Genomic DNA, 14532 nt, shown 5'->3' with positions numbered 1-14532 from the left:
CGAGTGACCAGTGACGAGTGACCAGTGACGAGTGACCAGTGACGAGTGACCAGTGACGAGTGACCAGAGAAGAAAGTGATTCGGAAAACCGTTTATTTCTTTTTTTCGCTCCAGCAAAAAGCCAACGGTCTGATGGAGATTAACCTGCTCTCTTTTCTCGTTACTTGTTACTCGTCACGAACATCACGCATCCTGCAGGCAATAGTAGCTTTCCTGGCCATCAGTGCAGAGTTTGATGGCCCCCGACCGTACCAAAGCAACGAGAGTCTGCATGGCTTTCTGAAAAGGGATACCCGCAAGTGAGCTGAATTCCTGGGCTGTGATTGTTGCGTTTTTCGCCAGGTAGCCCAGCAGCATTTTTTCATTTGTACCAAAGGACAGTTTCAAGGGATCGCCTGCCGATTCCATGAGAAAGATCCTGTCGGGAGAGGCAACCTTGTTATGGCTTTCTTCTCGCAGGTACACTTTCTTTGTATGTACTTTTTTCAGGGTAGGGTTGTCATCGTGTTCGGTTGAAATGTGGTAGTGGGGTTTATCGCTGCTTTCAGGAACGATGACCATGAGCACCAGCCGCTTTTTATACTCGACCACTTCCGTTTCAATTCGAAGTACCGGTTCTACATGCCACTTTACCGCATCATGTACGATTTCGAGCATCTCTTTTTCGCTGTGAATACCCGTAATCCTTTTATCATCGTCCACGCCGATAAGAATAATACCGCCTTCGGTGTTGGCGAAAGCGACGATGGATTTGGCTATTTTTTTCGGGGAATGTACCAACCGTTTGAATTCGATGTGTCTTGTTTCCCCCTGCCCGATGATGTCGAGCAGAGGCATATCTTCAAGCTGAGACCAGGTGAGTGACATGGTGCTTGAATCTTAAAGTTAAAAGAGCACAAAAGTTTCCCGGAACAGGCTTTTCCGGAGTACTTCTGAAAAACGAAACCAGTCGACTCATTCCGGTTTCATGTGCGGGAAAAATATGACATCCCTTATGGAATCCTGCCCTGTCAGCAGCATGACAAGTCTGTCGACACCGATGCCCAGGCCGGCGCAAGGAGGCATGCCGTATTCAAGGGCACGAAGAAAATCTTCATCGACAACCATCGCTTCATCGTCACCGCGCTGGCGTAGTTTTGCCTGGGCTTCAAGCCGTTCTCGTTGTATAACCGGATCATTGAGTTCGGAAAACGAGTTACAAAGTTCTTTGCCGCCTACAATAAGCTCGAAACGTTCGACCAACCCATCTTTGGAGCGGTGTTTTTTTGCAAGGGGTGACATCTCGGTCGGGTAATCTGTGATAAACGTTGGCTGAATCAGTTTCGGTTCGACAAATTCTCCGAAAATCTCATCGATGATCTTGCCGGAGCTGATTTTAGGGTCGAGCGAAAGGCCGAGATCCTTTGCCATGTTTCTCAACTCGGTTTCAGATTTTCCCGCGATATCGACAGAGCAATATTCAAGTATCGTATCGGCGATCGTCAACCTTCTATAGGGTGGTTTCAGGTTTATGTCGTGGCCGAGAAAACAGGTCGAGTCACTGTTGTTTATCGACAGGTTTGTTGTATAGATCAGTTCTTCGACCAGGTTCATCATCCAGTAATAATCTTTGTAAGCGACGTAAAGTTCTACCTGGGTAAACTCCGGATTGTGAAAACGGTCGATGCCCTCGTTGCGGAAATCTTTGGCGAATTCGAAAACTCCGTCAAACCCCCCGACGATAAGACGTTTGAGATAAAGTTCGTTGGCGATCCTGAGATAGAGCTCCATATTCAGCGCGTTGTGGTGGGTAGTGAACGGCCTTGCTGCCGCACCGCCGTAAACAGGCTGAAGGATCGGTGTTTCAACTTCGAGATAGCCTCGTTCGGTGAAAAAATTCCGCATCGAAGAGATGATGGCGGAACGTTTCACGAAGGTTTGTTTAACTTCCGGGTTAACGATCAGGTCAACGTAACGTTGCCTGTAACGCATTTCCTTGTCACTGAATGCATCGTAGGTGACTTTTTGCCCGTCAACCTCTTTTTCCTTTGCAATCGGGATAGGCCGTAACGATTTGCTGAGCAGTTGGAACTCTTCGGCGTGAATTGAGATTTCACCGGTTTTCGTTCGGAAGGTGTACCCTTTTATACCAACAATATCTCCGATATCGAGCAGTTTGAAGACTCTGTAAGTTTCCTGGCCTACTTCGTCTCTTTTGATGTAGATCTGTATTTTTCCTTCTTTGTCAAGAATGTGAAAGAAGGAGGCTTTTCCCATTTTTCTTATGGTCATGATCCTGCCTGCAACCGAAACGGTTTCAGGTTTGTCATCCTGGTACCGATCGATGATTTGTTTTGAATATGCGGTGATGTCGAACCCATAGGGATATGGCTCGACTCCTTCTTCGGCAAGCTGGTTTCGTTCTTCGATTCGTCTTTTCATTTGATCGTTCAAAGCAAGTAACTCTGCACTCTCTTCGACCGATGCATTATGTTGTATATTGTTTTCTTGTGCCTTGTTCATGTAAGAACTTTGTTAACTTATTATTTTATTGTGTGTTGATGATGATATGGCTCTACCCGGGAGCGTGCATTTTGTACCAGATAACAGGGATGGTCCGCAGTTTCTGGTAGAGAGACCTGTAAGCCCTTCGGGAAAAAACATCGTAGTTGTTGTCTTCAATGGTCCTTAGGATGTCACTGTAATTCAGGCTACTGATTTTAACCGCAAGCCTGCTGTCTTTTTCCAGCATTGGGACTCCTTGCTCGGATGCGGTATAGTAGCTTCGAGCGCGGGCAATCTGGAACTTGATCAACTCTATGAAATTTTCGTTTATCCGTTTTTGCATAAATTCTTCCTGTGTGTACTCGAAACGATCAAGATCTTCAAGAGGAAGATAGATTCTGCCCCGGTCGACATCTTCACCGACGTCACGCAGAATGTTGGTAAGTTGCATGGCTATACCGAGTTCAATCGCATGATCAAGGGCTTTTTTATCGCGGTACCCGAAAATTTCCGAACACATGAGGCCGACAACCGAGGCTACCTTATAACAGTAGACATAGAGGTCGTCAAATGTTTGAAATGGTTTGAAATCAATATCCATAGCTACGCCATCCATAAGATCCAGAGGTAGCTCAATTGGTATATGGCAGCTTTCAAGAGTATCCTGCCAAGCCATCATGATCGGGTCGTTGTGGTGGTTTCCCTGGTAGCATTCGTTTAGCCTGGTTTTCCAGTCAGCCATCATGGAGCTCATTTCCGCCTTGGCCAGCTTGCCGTTGGTCAGCTTGTCTTCTGCCTGATCAACCAGATCGTCAACTGTTCTCAGCAGCGCATACATAGCATATATTGGATTGCGCCGTTTTTTCGAGAGAAAAAGCGTTGCAAGGTAAAAAGTTTTCGCATGATGCCTTGTTATCTGACGGCAGTATCGGTAGGCATTTGCGAGCGTAAGCTCTTTACCAGAACTACTTACAGTTGTTGTTCCATTATAGCTGTAATTCATTGAAATCTTCTGCTTTGGTAAGCGTGGCTTTCACCGGAACCCGTTAAAAGCAAAGAAAGAAAAGAATGTGTAACTTTCTAAAGGCCGACTAAGTTATAAGGAGTGTTGGCAAGATATAATAAAGCACTTAATATAACAATATGTAAAGATGAGAGGCAGGAGTGCCTTTCATCGTGTAGTTTAATTCTTTTTATTATTTATTTGATATTGGATACCTATATCACCCAAGAAGTAACCAAGGAACGAGCTCTGCTTGTCGGCATTAGCTCTCTTCCGCAACTAACCAGATCGGTCGCTGAAGAGTATCTGAATGAACTTGAACTGCTGGCGGATACTGCAGGTGCAGAGGTGGTCTCACGTGTTATTCAGGAGCGAAAACAGAAAGATCCAGCATGGTTTCTCGGCAGAGGTAAAGTTGAGGAAATGGAGCACCTCATCAAAGGTGGGCTGATCGATATTGTTATTTTCGACGATGATCTTTCCCCTGTTCAGGCAAGGAATCTTGAGCGTGTTTTCGGTTGCAAGGTTCTGGACCGTACCGAATTGATCCTGCAGATTTTTGCTACCAGGGCTCAGTCAGCACAAGCGAAAATGCAGGTTGAGCTTGCTCAGCTTGAATATCTGCTTCCCAGGTTGACACGTTTATGGACCCATCTTTCAAAACAGAAGGGTGGGATCGGAACAAAAGGGCCTGGTGAAACGCAGATAGAAACGGACCGTCGGCTTGTCCGTAAGAGAATTTCTTTTCTGAAAAAAAAGCTCAGAGATGTTGCTCTTCAGCATGCAACACAGACAAAGGAGCGTGGTGAAATTCCACGTGTAGCTCTTGTTGGATACACGAATGCCGGAAAATCAACTCTGATGAACCGACTTTGTCCCAATACAGGAGCTTATGCCGAAGATCGATTGTTTGCAACTCTCGATACCAAGACTCGTCGACTTCAGCTGAAAATCAACAAAGTGGTGTTGCTTTCCGATACAGTTGGATTTATTCGAAAGCTTCCTCATCGACTTGTTGAAAGTTTCCGATCGACGCTTGACGAGGTTTTGCAGGCTGATTTTCTGCTGCACGTGATCGACTCGAGCCATGAAGGATTTGAAGAGCAAATACGAATCGTTACCGAGACGCTTCAGGAGATAGGGGTAGAACATACGAACATTATCAATGTTTTCAACAAAGTTGATGCCGTAGAAGATAAGGAGGCCCTTCGCTCGCTTCGCCAAAAATATCCGGAGGCTCTTTTCGTCTCGGCCAAACGGGGTATTAACCTCGGCGTTCTCAAGGACGCTATCGGCGATTACATTTCCAGAGATTATCGATTACGCACCCTCAGAACCCACATTTCAAACTACAAGCTGATCGGGTACCTTTATGATCATACTGAAGTCATTGGTAAAAAGTATGTTGATGAAGATGTTATTTTGAAATACAGGGCGCATTACAGAAACCTCAAACAAATCGATGCCCGGATCGCGGCGGTCGAAAAGGAAAGCAGTCATGTCGCTTGAGCTTTACAACACCACAAGAAGGGATATTCCGCACAAAAAGCTTGAAGTGATTATCGAAAAAGTTATTGAATCCGAGGGCTATGCCGTGGGGTCGGTTGTTGCGGTTTTTTGCGGGGACAGGATGATACATCGAATCAACAAGGATTTTCTTGGACATGATTATCCTACTGATACTGTTACATTCAAGTATGGTGCCGCAAAAGACGTTGATGGTGAATTCTATATATCCCTTGATGTCGTTAACAAAAATGCAAAACGTTTTGGCGCCAGTTTTCAAAATGAACTGTTTCGCGTCACTATTCACTCGGCATTGCATTTGACGGGTTACGAGGATAGTGACGACAGTACCAGAGCAGTAATGAAAAAAAAGGAAGATTATTACCTTGACCAACTGAGTTTGCTATAAAAGGGGCAGAATTCTTTAAAACTATTTTTTGATCTCTTATGTCATCCAGGTTTAACAATGTTCCTGAGGAAAACGGGGTTACAGTTATTTTTGAGCAGGAAACAACGCTTGGCGATTATCAGGTGCTTTATCAGAAATGGTATGCGGATGATGTCACCGGGGACAGTGTTATTTTTTTAAATGACGATGTCGGGGCGACAAGTGAACAGGCGTTTGAGGAGCTTATTCGGACATCTTATCCGTTGAAGAAGGACGCCGGAATTGCCTTGAAACGCTCAGCGAAATTTACCAGCATCAATTTCAATATGAAGAGAGTGTAAGGGAATCCCTCCCGTTTTGTGCAGGCTGGATAACATTGCTATGCAGTTAGTACGGTTGTCAGACAATCGCAATCGGGGCTGAGAAACCGTAGCCGGAACCGTGAAAGGTTTTAATAGGGATCCTTGTTTTGCCCGTTGCCTTTTTTTTGCGCAGGCGGTAGATCAGGACGTCAAGAGAACGGTTGCCGTATTTGTTGTTTGAATAGCCGAGAGTGTTTAAAAGATCCTGGCGTGCAACGATCTTGCTCGAGGATGAAGCCAGTGCTTCGATCAGATCAAATTCCTTTGATGAGAGTTTGATGATTTCATGCTTTGGGCTGTAAAGGTCCCTGTCACTGCGAATCAGCTGCCATTCTCTCGTTTCTTTGTTCAGCAAATCCGGTTCGATATCGTTTCCTTTTTGGGAAACGAAGAATTGATAATCCAGACGTCCCAGGATGCTGTGTATTGAAGCCGCCAGTTCGGAGAAGTCAACCGGTTTGAGAAGATAGATGTCCGCTCCGGCCTGATAGGCAGTGATTCTGCTGTCGAGGGATGACTGTGCTGTCAGCACAATGATACGCATATCGGTATTGCTTCGAATGTACTTGGTAAGTACCATGCCATTCTGATCGGGAAGGCCGAGATCAAGAATGGCAAGAAGGTATTTGTTCGTGGCGAGCTCACGGTAGAACTCCAGGGCGGAAGCAACACCGGTAACATCGAACCCGGACAGTACAAGCGATTCTACCATGCTTTCACGAAAATCCTTGTCATCTTCAACAATGATGATTCGCTTGTTATTGTTCATAAGAGGGAGCGATTGTTTTTACAAGTGGCAAACGGACGGTTGCCTCGATTTCTGAGTCGCTGGTTGAAAGAGTAACGCTGCCGTGATGCTGATCGATGATATTTCTTACCAGCCATAGCCCGAGACCTGCACCAGCGGTATTTACGGAATTTCTGCCACGTTGATACTTTTCAAAAAACTTTTCTACTTCATCCGGAGAAACACGGTTTCCCTGGTTTCGTATTTTGATGACAGCATCACTGGCTTCGGAACAGCATTCTATTTCAATAGTTGAGTCTTTTGGCGAATATTTCCGGGCGTTGTCCAGTAGATTGAAAATTGCAAACTTGATTTGGGATTGTTCTCCTATCATTACGCACCGGTTAAGGCATTCGGAATATTTTACAGGGCGTTCGAGCCACATGTTGCGAAAAACTTCGACCTGCGAAGTGATGACCGGAGCGATCTGGAACTGGGTTAATGTTGATTTTTTGTGCGATTCAGAAATGCGGCTTTCCTGAATGGATTCTTCCAACACCTCTACGAGCCGGTTAATGGCACGGTTTATTTTAAAGAATTCTTCTTTATTTGAAAAATCGCCCATCTTGTTTTTCATCGTAACGAGGTCAAGATTGGTGCGAATAATGGCCAGGGGAGTGCGGTATTCATGAGAAATCATCGACAGGAAACGCTGGAGTCGCTTCACTTCTTCCTGTAATTGTTTTGTGCGGTCGGCAACGGCCTTTTCAAGTTGATTGATGTTCTGTTGCTGGGTTTTTTGCAGTGTCACGTCCGTCATCATAACGAGAGCCAGAGCTTGTTCATTGAGCGTGATGAATTCCGATGAGTACAGAACGTTGATCATTTCGCCATTTCTTTTCCGAAGAACTACCGGTTTGTTGCTTATCTTTTCACGCTTTTCAAAAGCAGCGGAGATGTACTCGGATTCACTGATATCAGCATAGACTCCGAGGTGTGATACCGGCTTGTCTATCACTTCTTCCTCACTGTATCCGAGGAGACTCAGCCACGATGTGTTTGCATCGATCAAGGTGCCGGTTTCAACATCTTCTATGCTTATGGCAAGAGGAGCGTGATCGAAAATGCTTCGGAACCGCAACTCGTTTTCCTTGAGAGAAGTGTCCAGAGCTTTGCGTTCGGTAATATCCATAACCGTTCCGATATAACGAGTCAGGTTATGGTCGGCATCGGTCAACGGCATGCCGCGGCAGGCAAGCCAACGGATAGAGCCGTCGGGATGGCAGACACGGTATTCGACATTGATTTCGATTTCTTTGCTTGCTGCAGACATGACAGCCTGAAACGTTTTATCCTTGTCTGCACGATGAACGGTGCTTTGGCAAAGCTTGTGGTCGGTCGGCAAGCTGTCGGGTTCGAGACCGTATAAAGCCCAGATACGGTCCGACCAGAAGACATTGTCGGCTTTCAGATCCCATTCCCAAACTCCTGCATTCGTGGCTTCCAGTGCAAACGTGAATCTTTTTTTACTTTCTGCCAGCGCCTGTTCCATTTTTTTTCGTTCGGTGATGTCGATGATCGTTCCGAGGTAACGTTCGATCTTTCCTTTTGAGTCGAACAAGGGTTTTCCTCGGGACATCAGCCAGTGGACAGAGCCGTTCGGATGACAAACTCTGTATTCGGTATTGAGATCGGTTTCGTTTTCTGCTGCAGCTTGTAAGGTTTCAAGAGTGCTTTTCCTGTCGTCAGGGTGAATGCTGCTGGCAAACAGTTCAAAAGATGTTTTTTTACAGCAGGGTTCAAGGCCGTACAATGCCCATATTTCATCCGACCATATGCTTTCACCTGTTTTCGGGTTCCATTCCCAGACGCCGGCTTTAGCAGCTTCCAGCGCCATCGTGAGTCTTGTCCGGCTTTTTTCAGTCTCTTTTTCCGCTTGTTTCTGTTCAGTGATATCGATCCCGACAGCGACAACGCATTGTTGCCCGTTTATGGTGATTCGTTTTCCCCTGGTTGCAATCCAGAGCTCCTCGCCTGTGCCGGGTGGGGACATTTTTACTTCGCTGTTGTTCTCTTTGCCGGTACTCAGGATGTCGAGAAAAATTTCTTTTACAGGGAAAAAATCATCTGCAGAAACGTTTTTTTTGTTTGTTCCCTTGCCAAGAATCAGTTTGCGAGCGAACTGGTTCCACACAAGTAATCGGCCTTCAGCATCCAGGGCTGCAGCGCAGCCGGGCATCATATCGAGCACAGCATTTTTCAGGGAATGTTCTTTTTTACATTGAATGTCAGTGTGCCTCTGCTCGGATATATCTTCGATGATTACCAGCAGTCGTTCGATTTCTTTTTCTGGAGAGAGCACAGGGTTGATAGTGATTTTCCTGTAAGTATCGTTGATTTGTTCTTCCGAAACGGCTCTCTTCCCGGAATAGAAAACGCTCTCAATTTTTGTTTTGAATTTTTCAGCAAGTGCCGATGAATTGAAACGGGTAACAATGAGAGCATGGATATCAGCGCCGATACATTCGTTTCGGCATTTACCAAACTCTCTGGCAAATGATGAGTTTGCATTGAGTATACAGCCTTTCATATCAATCAGAAAGACGGCTTCCACAAAAGATTCCAGTAATGCGAAATCGGTAGTGTCGGATTGGTTGTCGGCTGGATGGGTCATGTTCTTAGACTCCAGTGGTTGGGATCGAACACGGAATAAACTGTATGAAAGGGAGGATTCTTGGCTTATTGACTGTGTTTGTGATCCTCAAGTTGAGTATCGAATGACTGCTGTATGAATATGGTTTGTTGATGAACGATAAGACTGATTTAAATGCCGCTCAATTGAAGAAGTTACATTTTTTAGATGAAAAGCTACTGGCTCTTATCGGAAGTAACGTTCAGCACAAGGAGCAGGATCGTTTGGTCAAGATTTTACTTCCCCGGAAGAGCGGGGAAGTAAAGACAAGCCAAGAGCATGGTGGCATGGTGACAAGCATTACAGATACTTCAGACCGATCAGGGTCGCTGCGGAAAACTGATTCACGAGAAAAAGAATGTTGTTGACGACCTGAAAACGCAGGAAGGCATTATGTTCGTGAACTTCGCTTTTTCCTATGGTGTTTCCGAATCCGTCATCAACGGCATTTTGCATAAATGATGCCCCGGTTTTCGGGTCACGGTATATCGGAATCTGGATGAAGATGTTCACGGCGAGAGAGGCAAGTATGAGATACATCAAAATATGGAAGCCCCATGTCCAGGCAAGAATGGCGAACACGGCAAAGACAAGGTCTATGATGAGAAAGGCAACCAAAAAGGTATTCCTCGAGCCGATCATGACCGTGAGTGATTTCATTCCACTTTTGGCGTCACCATCTTGAGATTTGAAATCATTCATAATGATAAGTGCAACAGCCATAAAGAAGTTCAGCCCGGCCAGACCGATAACTTCCGGGCGAATTTCGCCAAACAGTGCATTGGCAGAGAGATAGGTGACAAAACCGTAACAAAGTCCTACAGCAGGAGCCGAGAAGAAAATGTTTTTTTTCAGCTTGAGAGGAGGGGCGGAGTAAATGTAGCCGAAAATAAGTGCAATGAAAAGACAGCTTGTAAAAATAAAGCCGCGCTGTCCTCCAATGTGGACGCCGATCCAGGTACTGATAAGAATAGCTAATAACAGGACGATACTCCAGTTCCAGATTGCCTCCTTCTCTGTCAGGCGTCCTGACGGAATAGGACGTGTAGGTTCATTGACTTTGTCGAGTTCAAGGTCAAAGTAGTCGTTGACCGACTGACTGAAGCCAATACCAAGAGGCCCCCAGATGACGAAAAGTAAAAACAGAAGCAGGTAATCGTAGGTGCTTGACTGCATAGCACCTGAAGCCATGACCCCGCCAGCCAGGCAGGGAAACGCACTGATCCAGGTAACCGGGTCGAGAAGTTCGAGATGAGCTTTGGCTTTGTCGATAATACCTGAACGTTTTGTTACTGTCATGATAAAAACGGTGTTTAGAAAGTGATTGCAATTTGTCGTAATGTTGGCTGAATGTACCGTAGTGATATCGAATCAAAGGTAAAGGTCCGGTTTCAGCTTGCCGGTAAAACGGTTCATTTTGTAATTGGTCAGCCAGACCCAATTCAGAGGCTTTCCTTGCATGCGCTGCGGGATGGCTCCTCTGTAAACCTCTTTTTGCAGCTTGACGAAGTTTTTGGGTGGCTTTTCGCCGATCATGTTCTCAGGTGCGAACATATAACGATAGGTGTCGTACTTATCCCAGTCGAAATGGCGCAGTCTTGGTTTCAGCTCTTCGAATGTCACATCGAAGAGATGAGCCGCAAGTGTAGTGACCATCGAGAGATTTGACGGCATACTCACGCTGCCGGAATCAACCATCATATTAGTGTTGCTTACAGGTTGTACTATAAGCCATTTCTTGCGGGATTTCTGTTTGGGCGTGAACTGTCGGAGGGACTGCTCATTGTACTTTTTGTCGAAGTGACCGGTTACTTCGGTCGATTGATATGCGCTTACTTGCATGTAGGTTAACTCTCCGGTGCGAAATAATTACTACCGATACTGCTGAAGAGGAATGCGGTGTGTTTCTTGATACCGCGCGGAAACGCCCTGGTTGTATCTGATTGAGCGAATCGTTCCTTGAAATGGTGGCACTGGCTATTCCGGAAAGATGCTTTCCCATAAGGAAAAATTGTGCTCCTTGTCGAAATTTCGTTCTTCGATGTACTTTTCGAGTGTCATTCTGAGTTCAGACATTGAACAATCAAAGCCTCGGGCTTCTATCAATACCTTGCATTCCAGCATACTTCCGGCAGAAAGAATGCTATCGCGAAATGGTTCATCCGAGAGGAGGGTTTCAAACAAGAGCTTTGACTGAGCTATAGTCATATCGTTTCATTGTTGATTGTTGCGGTTAGTCCTGTGCAGCAGGAGATGTTTCAGTTTTCTGTTATGCTACTCAGCGTTTCCATTTCCTGCCTGCTATTAAGGAGCGGGTTGTGAGGGTTTGGCCCTGGCTGCCGATAAGCTGCTGGTTTTGTGTGAATTTGATGAATGAATGAGGGGGGATTGCTTGTATTGTCGATCGAAAAGCATTGCCAATACCCGGCGTCTTGGTGTAATAATTTAAAAGTCGTCTGTTTCGTGAGGAACGGCGCCAAATAATATTTTAACTTACAAAAATTATGTTATTTTTGTTTGTGATAAATGTGATTTTTTTGTTTTTCCTTTGAGCCTTGATTGTTATTAGGGGTGAAGAAAGGTTTGTGATGTTGTTAATTGCTGTAAGGTAATTTGAGGTGGTATTTCTAAGGTTTAGGTGGAGTTTGTCGTGGCTGTAATGATGGATTTGATTGAGAGAGTTCAGAGTGGAATAGAGGGTTTCACAAGGAAAAGTTTGACTTGTTGCCTGGTTTTTTTCGCATAGTCTCTTCATGTCTTTTCAAACCAAAAATAAACAGTTATGGCAAACGAAACAGCTAATGACCTTTAAACGCAATCAACAATCTCATGGAAACGGTTGGGAAACTGGGGCAGATGCAGGTTGAACTGATTTCCAATGGGATTAACGCTTTCAGTGGTGCTCTGGAGCCTTTGAGCAAAACATCCGCAGATCTTGCCGGGAACGCTGTTGCTACCGTCAATCAGGTATTGCAGGACATCACGGCAGCCGCTACTTCAAAAAAATAAGCTTTGTTATGAAAGCACGTCAAGCGGTAGCGAGACGTGCTTTCACGATTCGTTTTGTCGTTATCCGTCACTAATGATGTTCAGTTGCGGTAACCTTACCGCGGGATTTTTCGCACAAGAATAACTGACTGATAAGTGGTATTCATGGTTGATTTGCCGCTCGGTGAACGTGCGGTAGATGCTGTTTCTGCTGCAGAAAATCGACAGTCGGTTTTGTTTTTTTCAGTTTCGGAGTTTTATGCCGGAAAGCCGGCAGATGTAGGCGGCTCAGGGGCATTGGTAAGGTCTCTCATTGTTTGAACAGATGGGCCTGAAATCACCTCTTGCTGAATCAGTGGGTGGTCGGGTGAGCATTTCAATTTTCTAATCTTAATCACAAAACAGACACCCATGATGATAAGACAACTATGGATGCAGGCGGTCAGGGCGGCATGGACTTCATATATAAGAAAAATGAACAAATGTACGAAGGCCCAGAATATGCATAGTGTCCTGTCCGGTTAATTAGTTGTTGCAATAATAGTATTTTTTGCACGCTGAACTGAATCGAGAATGGCCGATGCTTTTTTATTCCAAATGAAAGGTTTGGCCAATTTTTCGTTATAGGTTTTGATGAATTGATGGATCGCATCGCGAAGATCATTGACACTGCAGAAAACGCCACGGTACAATGCTCGACGCTCCAATTGTGAAAACCATCCTTCGACTGCGTTTAACCAGGAAGCACTGGTTGGCGTGAAATGCACCTTGATCCGTGGATGACTCTCAAGCCAAGCCTTCACTGGCTTCGTTTTATGGGTTGAACTGTTGTCAAGAATCAGATGCAGATCGAGTTCTTTTGGAGTATTGCGTTCCACCTGACGCAGGAAATCCAGAAATTCTTTTGCGCGATGTCTTTGGGTCACCCTGCCCTGCACCTGGCCCGTTAAAATGTCAAATGCAGCATACAAACTCCTGGTGCCATTGCGCTTGTAATCGTGGGTTCGTCGCTGTACCTGTCCCGGCCTGAGCGGCAGCATCGGTTGTGTCCGGTCAAGAGCCTGAATCTGGGTCTTCTCATCAATGCTCAAGACCACTGCGTTCTCCGGCGGATTCATGTAGAGGCCGACAATATCGGTCACCTTCTCAGCAAAATCCGGATCATTGCTGAACTTGAACGTCTTCAGCCGATGGGGCTTGAGGCCGGCGGCATGCCAGATCTGCTGGACTTGCCAGATGGTAAGCCCGGCGTGCTTTGCCATCAATCGCAGGCTCCAATGCGTGGCCTCACGCGGAATCTGCGTCTGGGTCATCCTGAGCACTTCCTTGACTTTGTGGCCCGATGCTTTCTTGGGCTGTCCTGGACGGGGTAGGTCCTTGATGCCATCAAGTCCGGAGCGCTGATACCGATTGAGCCATTTATAGACCGTATTCGCCGTTGTCTCCAGTTCCTGAGCGACCGATTGAACGCTTTGTCCGGCATCACATCGCAAGAGTATCTGCGACCGAAAAACCAGATTCCGCGACTCCGTATGTGATCGGATGCATTTTTCCAGCACGGGCTTATCTAATGGGCGAACTGGATAAAGTTTATTCTTGGGTGCCATATTTCCATATCATTTCCATTCAATGGAATATAGCAAATTCCTCTATCGATATAACTATTAATTAACCGGACAAGACAATAGCTACCTTGGCCAGAAGATCGATCTTGATATGACCCTTGAAGAATTTGGGGAGATGGTTTTTATCGAAGGTTTTGTCGCTGGAGAAAAATATGCCAAAAGGCTGATGATCGGAAGCGAAAAGCAGGAAATGAGGCTCAATTGAGGTTTTTAATATATAGATCGGGTTTTTGAAATCTTCTTTTCGGGGAGTTCATATGCTGTTGGATCGAAGAAAACTGCAACAGATCGGTTTTAGCTTACATTCCTTAAAATGGTTGTTTCTGAAGAGAGATTGTGTTTTGTCTTTGTTGATGAGTAGGCAAAGAAAAAAAGACATTTTCGAAGCCTGAAAAAATCCGGCTGGGCTAAGAAAGTTTATAACGTATTTGACTAATAAAAAAACGATGTTGAACATGGAGCAGTATAAGCCAGATAAAATCATCACGACTGCTGTTGGTGTTGCCGGTGGCTCAGTATTGTTTGCGCCGGTGGCTGTACCAACCCTTCACGGGCTTGCTGGTATCGCTGTCGTGGGATTGGGAATTTATGCTGTCGGTTCCGTTGTCCGCCAAGCTGTAGGATCATGCGGAGAAATCGCTGATACCCCGTCAAAGTCAAAGGAAAAACTTCAAAAGGTTTTTTGAGAGTTCACACACTTTGATCGAACTTTTTTCTTTTGTCCCGTTAAAGAGCATGGATTAAACTCCATTTTCGT

The 14532-nt window shown here is 45.5% G+C and carries 14 protein-coding genes and 1 pseudogene; 6 read left to right on the top strand and 9 right to left on the bottom strand.

The features are described from left to right. Positions 1–183: 183 nt before the first annotated feature. The 3 genes from CR164_RS06795 to CR164_RS06785 all read right to left on the bottom strand — a co-directional run bounded on the left by CR164_RS06795 (position 184) and on the right by CR164_RS06785 (position 3487). The gene (locus tag CR164_RS06795; protein ID WP_110023179.1) at positions 184–867 is read right to left on the bottom strand and encodes an AlbA family DNA-binding domain-containing protein; all 684 of its coding nucleotides are present in this window, start codon (positions 865–867) and stop codon (positions 184–186) included. A gap of 87 nt (positions 868–954) precedes the next feature. Continuing rightward, entirely contained in the window at positions 955–2421 is a 1467-nt protein-coding gene (gene lysS / locus CR164_RS06790; RefSeq protein WP_239994498.1) for a lysine--tRNA ligase, read from the bottom strand. A gap of 133 nt (positions 2422–2554) precedes the next feature. Continuing rightward, positions 2555–3487: a phytoene/squalene synthase family protein gene (locus tag CR164_RS06785; protein ID WP_110023177.1), complete on the bottom strand. Its 933-nt coding sequence runs from the start codon at positions 3485–3487 to the stop codon at positions 2555–2557. A gap of 207 nt (positions 3488–3694) precedes the next feature. Here CR164_RS06785 and hflX point away from each other — a divergent pair, with 207 nt between their 5' ends. From hflX to CR164_RS06770, 3 genes are read left to right on the top strand one after another with little or no spacing between them, the layout of a single operon-like run. Then, positions 3695–4996, top strand: coding sequence for a GTPase HflX (gene hflX / locus CR164_RS06780; protein ID WP_110023176.1), 1302 nt, complete (start codon positions 3695–3697; stop codon positions 4994–4996). Further along, complete coding sequence (gene ybeY, locus CR164_RS06775) at positions 4986–5402, top strand: rRNA maturation RNase YbeY (protein WP_110023175.1); 417 nt, start codon at positions 4986–4988, stop codon at positions 5400–5402. Before hflX ends, ybeY begins: the two co-directional genes overlap by 11 nt. Before the next feature lie 38 nt (positions 5403–5440). After that, positions 5441–5722, top strand: a complete 282-nt coding sequence (locus tag CR164_RS06770; RefSeq protein ID WP_110023174.1) for a hypothetical protein — start codon at positions 5441–5443, stop codon at positions 5720–5722. Between the two features lie 58 nt (positions 5723–5780). Here the strand turns inward: CR164_RS06770 and CR164_RS06765 are convergent, their stop codons facing one another. The 5 genes and pseudogenes from CR164_RS06765 to CR164_RS06745 all read right to left on the bottom strand — a co-directional run bounded on the left by CR164_RS06765 (position 5781) and on the right by CR164_RS06745 (position 11370). Then, on the bottom strand, positions 5781–6512 hold the full coding sequence (locus CR164_RS06765; RefSeq protein WP_110023173.1) for a response regulator transcription factor: 732 nt from the start codon (positions 6510–6512) through the stop codon (positions 5781–5783). Further along, complete coding sequence (locus CR164_RS06760; RefSeq protein ID WP_110023172.1) at positions 6502–9144, bottom strand: PAS domain S-box protein; 2643 nt, start codon at positions 9142–9144, stop codon at positions 6502–6504. The genes CR164_RS06765 and CR164_RS06760 overlap by 11 nt, the downstream gene beginning before the upstream one ends. A 318-nt stretch (positions 9145–9462) precedes the next feature. After that, complete coding sequence (locus tag CR164_RS06755; protein ID WP_110023171.1) at positions 9463–10461, bottom strand: UbiA family prenyltransferase; 999 nt, start codon at positions 10459–10461, stop codon at positions 9463–9465. A 72-nt stretch (positions 10462–10533) separates the two neighbouring features. Next, a pseudogene (locus CR164_RS06750) lies at positions 10534–10779 on the bottom strand (B12-binding domain-containing radical SAM protein); the annotation flags it as partial. Between the two features lie 360 nt (positions 10780–11139). Further along, positions 11140–11370, bottom strand: coding sequence for a hypothetical protein (locus tag CR164_RS06745; protein WP_110023170.1), 231 nt, complete (start codon positions 11368–11370; stop codon positions 11140–11142). A 621-nt stretch (positions 11371–11991) separates the two neighbouring features. Between CR164_RS06745 and CR164_RS06740 the strand changes: the two genes are divergently transcribed. Both CR164_RS06740 and CR164_RS13005 read left to right on the top strand, forming a co-directional pair. Next, positions 11992–12171, top strand: a complete 180-nt coding sequence (locus CR164_RS06740; protein WP_239994487.1) for a chlorosome envelope protein B — start codon at positions 11992–11994, stop codon at positions 12169–12171. A gap of 144 nt (positions 12172–12315) precedes the next feature. Continuing rightward, on the top strand, positions 12316–12471 hold the full coding sequence (locus tag CR164_RS13005; protein WP_153303688.1) for a hypothetical protein: 156 nt from the start codon (positions 12316–12318) through the stop codon (positions 12469–12471). A gap of 200 nt (positions 12472–12671) precedes the next feature. Here CR164_RS13005 and CR164_RS06735 read toward each other — a convergent pair whose 3' ends face one another. After that, complete coding sequence (locus CR164_RS06735; RefSeq protein WP_204901797.1) at positions 12672–13757, bottom strand: IS630 family transposase; 1086 nt, start codon at positions 13755–13757, stop codon at positions 12672–12674. Positions 13758–14230: 473 nt separating this feature from the next. On the opposite strand from CR164_RS06735, the gene CR164_RS06730 reads away from it, so the two are divergent. After that, entirely contained in the window at positions 14231–14461 is a 231-nt protein-coding gene (locus CR164_RS06730) for a hypothetical protein (RefSeq protein WP_110023169.1), read from the top strand. Positions 14462–14532: the final 71 nt, after the last annotated feature.

The organism is Prosthecochloris marina, assembly GCF_003182595.1.
GTDB classification, from domain to species: domain Bacteria; phylum Bacteroidota; class Chlorobiia; order Chlorobiales; family Chlorobiaceae; genus Prosthecochloris; species Prosthecochloris marina.
This window is presented reverse-complemented; position numbering and strand designations above follow the sequence as displayed.

What these genes read in the sequence shown, in the direction of transcription:
- CR164_RS06740 (WP_239994487.1), top strand. Translation starts at nt 11,992, where the DNA reads ATGGAAACGGTTGGGAAACTGGGGCAGATGCAGGTTGAACTGATTTCC.
- lysS (WP_239994498.1), bottom strand. Translation starts at nt 2,421, where the DNA reads ATGAAAAGACGAATCGAAGAACGAAACCAGCTTGCCGAAGAAGGAGTC.
- CR164_RS13005 (WP_153303688.1), top strand. Translation starts at nt 12,316, where the DNA reads ATGGTTGATTTGCCGCTCGGTGAACGTGCGGTAGATGCTGTTTCTGCT.
- CR164_RS06785 (WP_110023177.1), bottom strand. Translation starts at nt 3,487, where the DNA reads ATGAATTACAGCTATAATGGAACAACAACTGTAAGTAGTTCTGGTAAA.
- CR164_RS06770 (WP_110023174.1), top strand. Translation starts at nt 5,441, where the DNA reads ATGTCATCCAGGTTTAACAATGTTCCTGAGGAAAACGGGGTTACAGTT.
- CR164_RS06765 (WP_110023173.1), bottom strand. Translation starts at nt 6,512, where the DNA reads ATGAACAATAACAAGCGAATCATCATTGTTGAAGATGACAAGGATTTT.
- CR164_RS06730 (WP_110023169.1), top strand. Translation starts at nt 14,231, where the DNA reads ATGGAGCAGTATAAGCCAGATAAAATCATCACGACTGCTGTTGGTGTT.
- ybeY (WP_110023175.1), top strand. Translation starts at nt 4,986, where the DNA reads ATGTCGCTTGAGCTTTACAACACCACAAGAAGGGATATTCCGCACAAA.
- CR164_RS06795 (WP_110023179.1), bottom strand. Translation starts at nt 867, where the DNA reads ATGTCACTCACCTGGTCTCAGCTTGAAGATATGCCTCTGCTCGACATC.
- CR164_RS06760 (WP_110023172.1), bottom strand. Translation starts at nt 9,144, where the DNA reads ATGACCCATCCAGCCGACAACCAATCCGACACTACCGATTTCGCATTA.
- CR164_RS06735 (WP_204901797.1), bottom strand. Translation starts at nt 13,757, where the DNA reads ATGGCACCCAAGAATAAACTTTATCCAGTTCGCCCATTAGATAAGCCC.
- CR164_RS06755 (WP_110023171.1), bottom strand. Translation starts at nt 10,461, where the DNA reads ATGACAGTAACAAAACGTTCAGGTATTATCGACAAAGCCAAAGCTCAT.
- CR164_RS06745 (WP_110023170.1), bottom strand. Translation starts at nt 11,370, where the DNA reads ATGACTATAGCTCAGTCAAAGCTCTTGTTTGAAACCCTCCTCTCGGAT.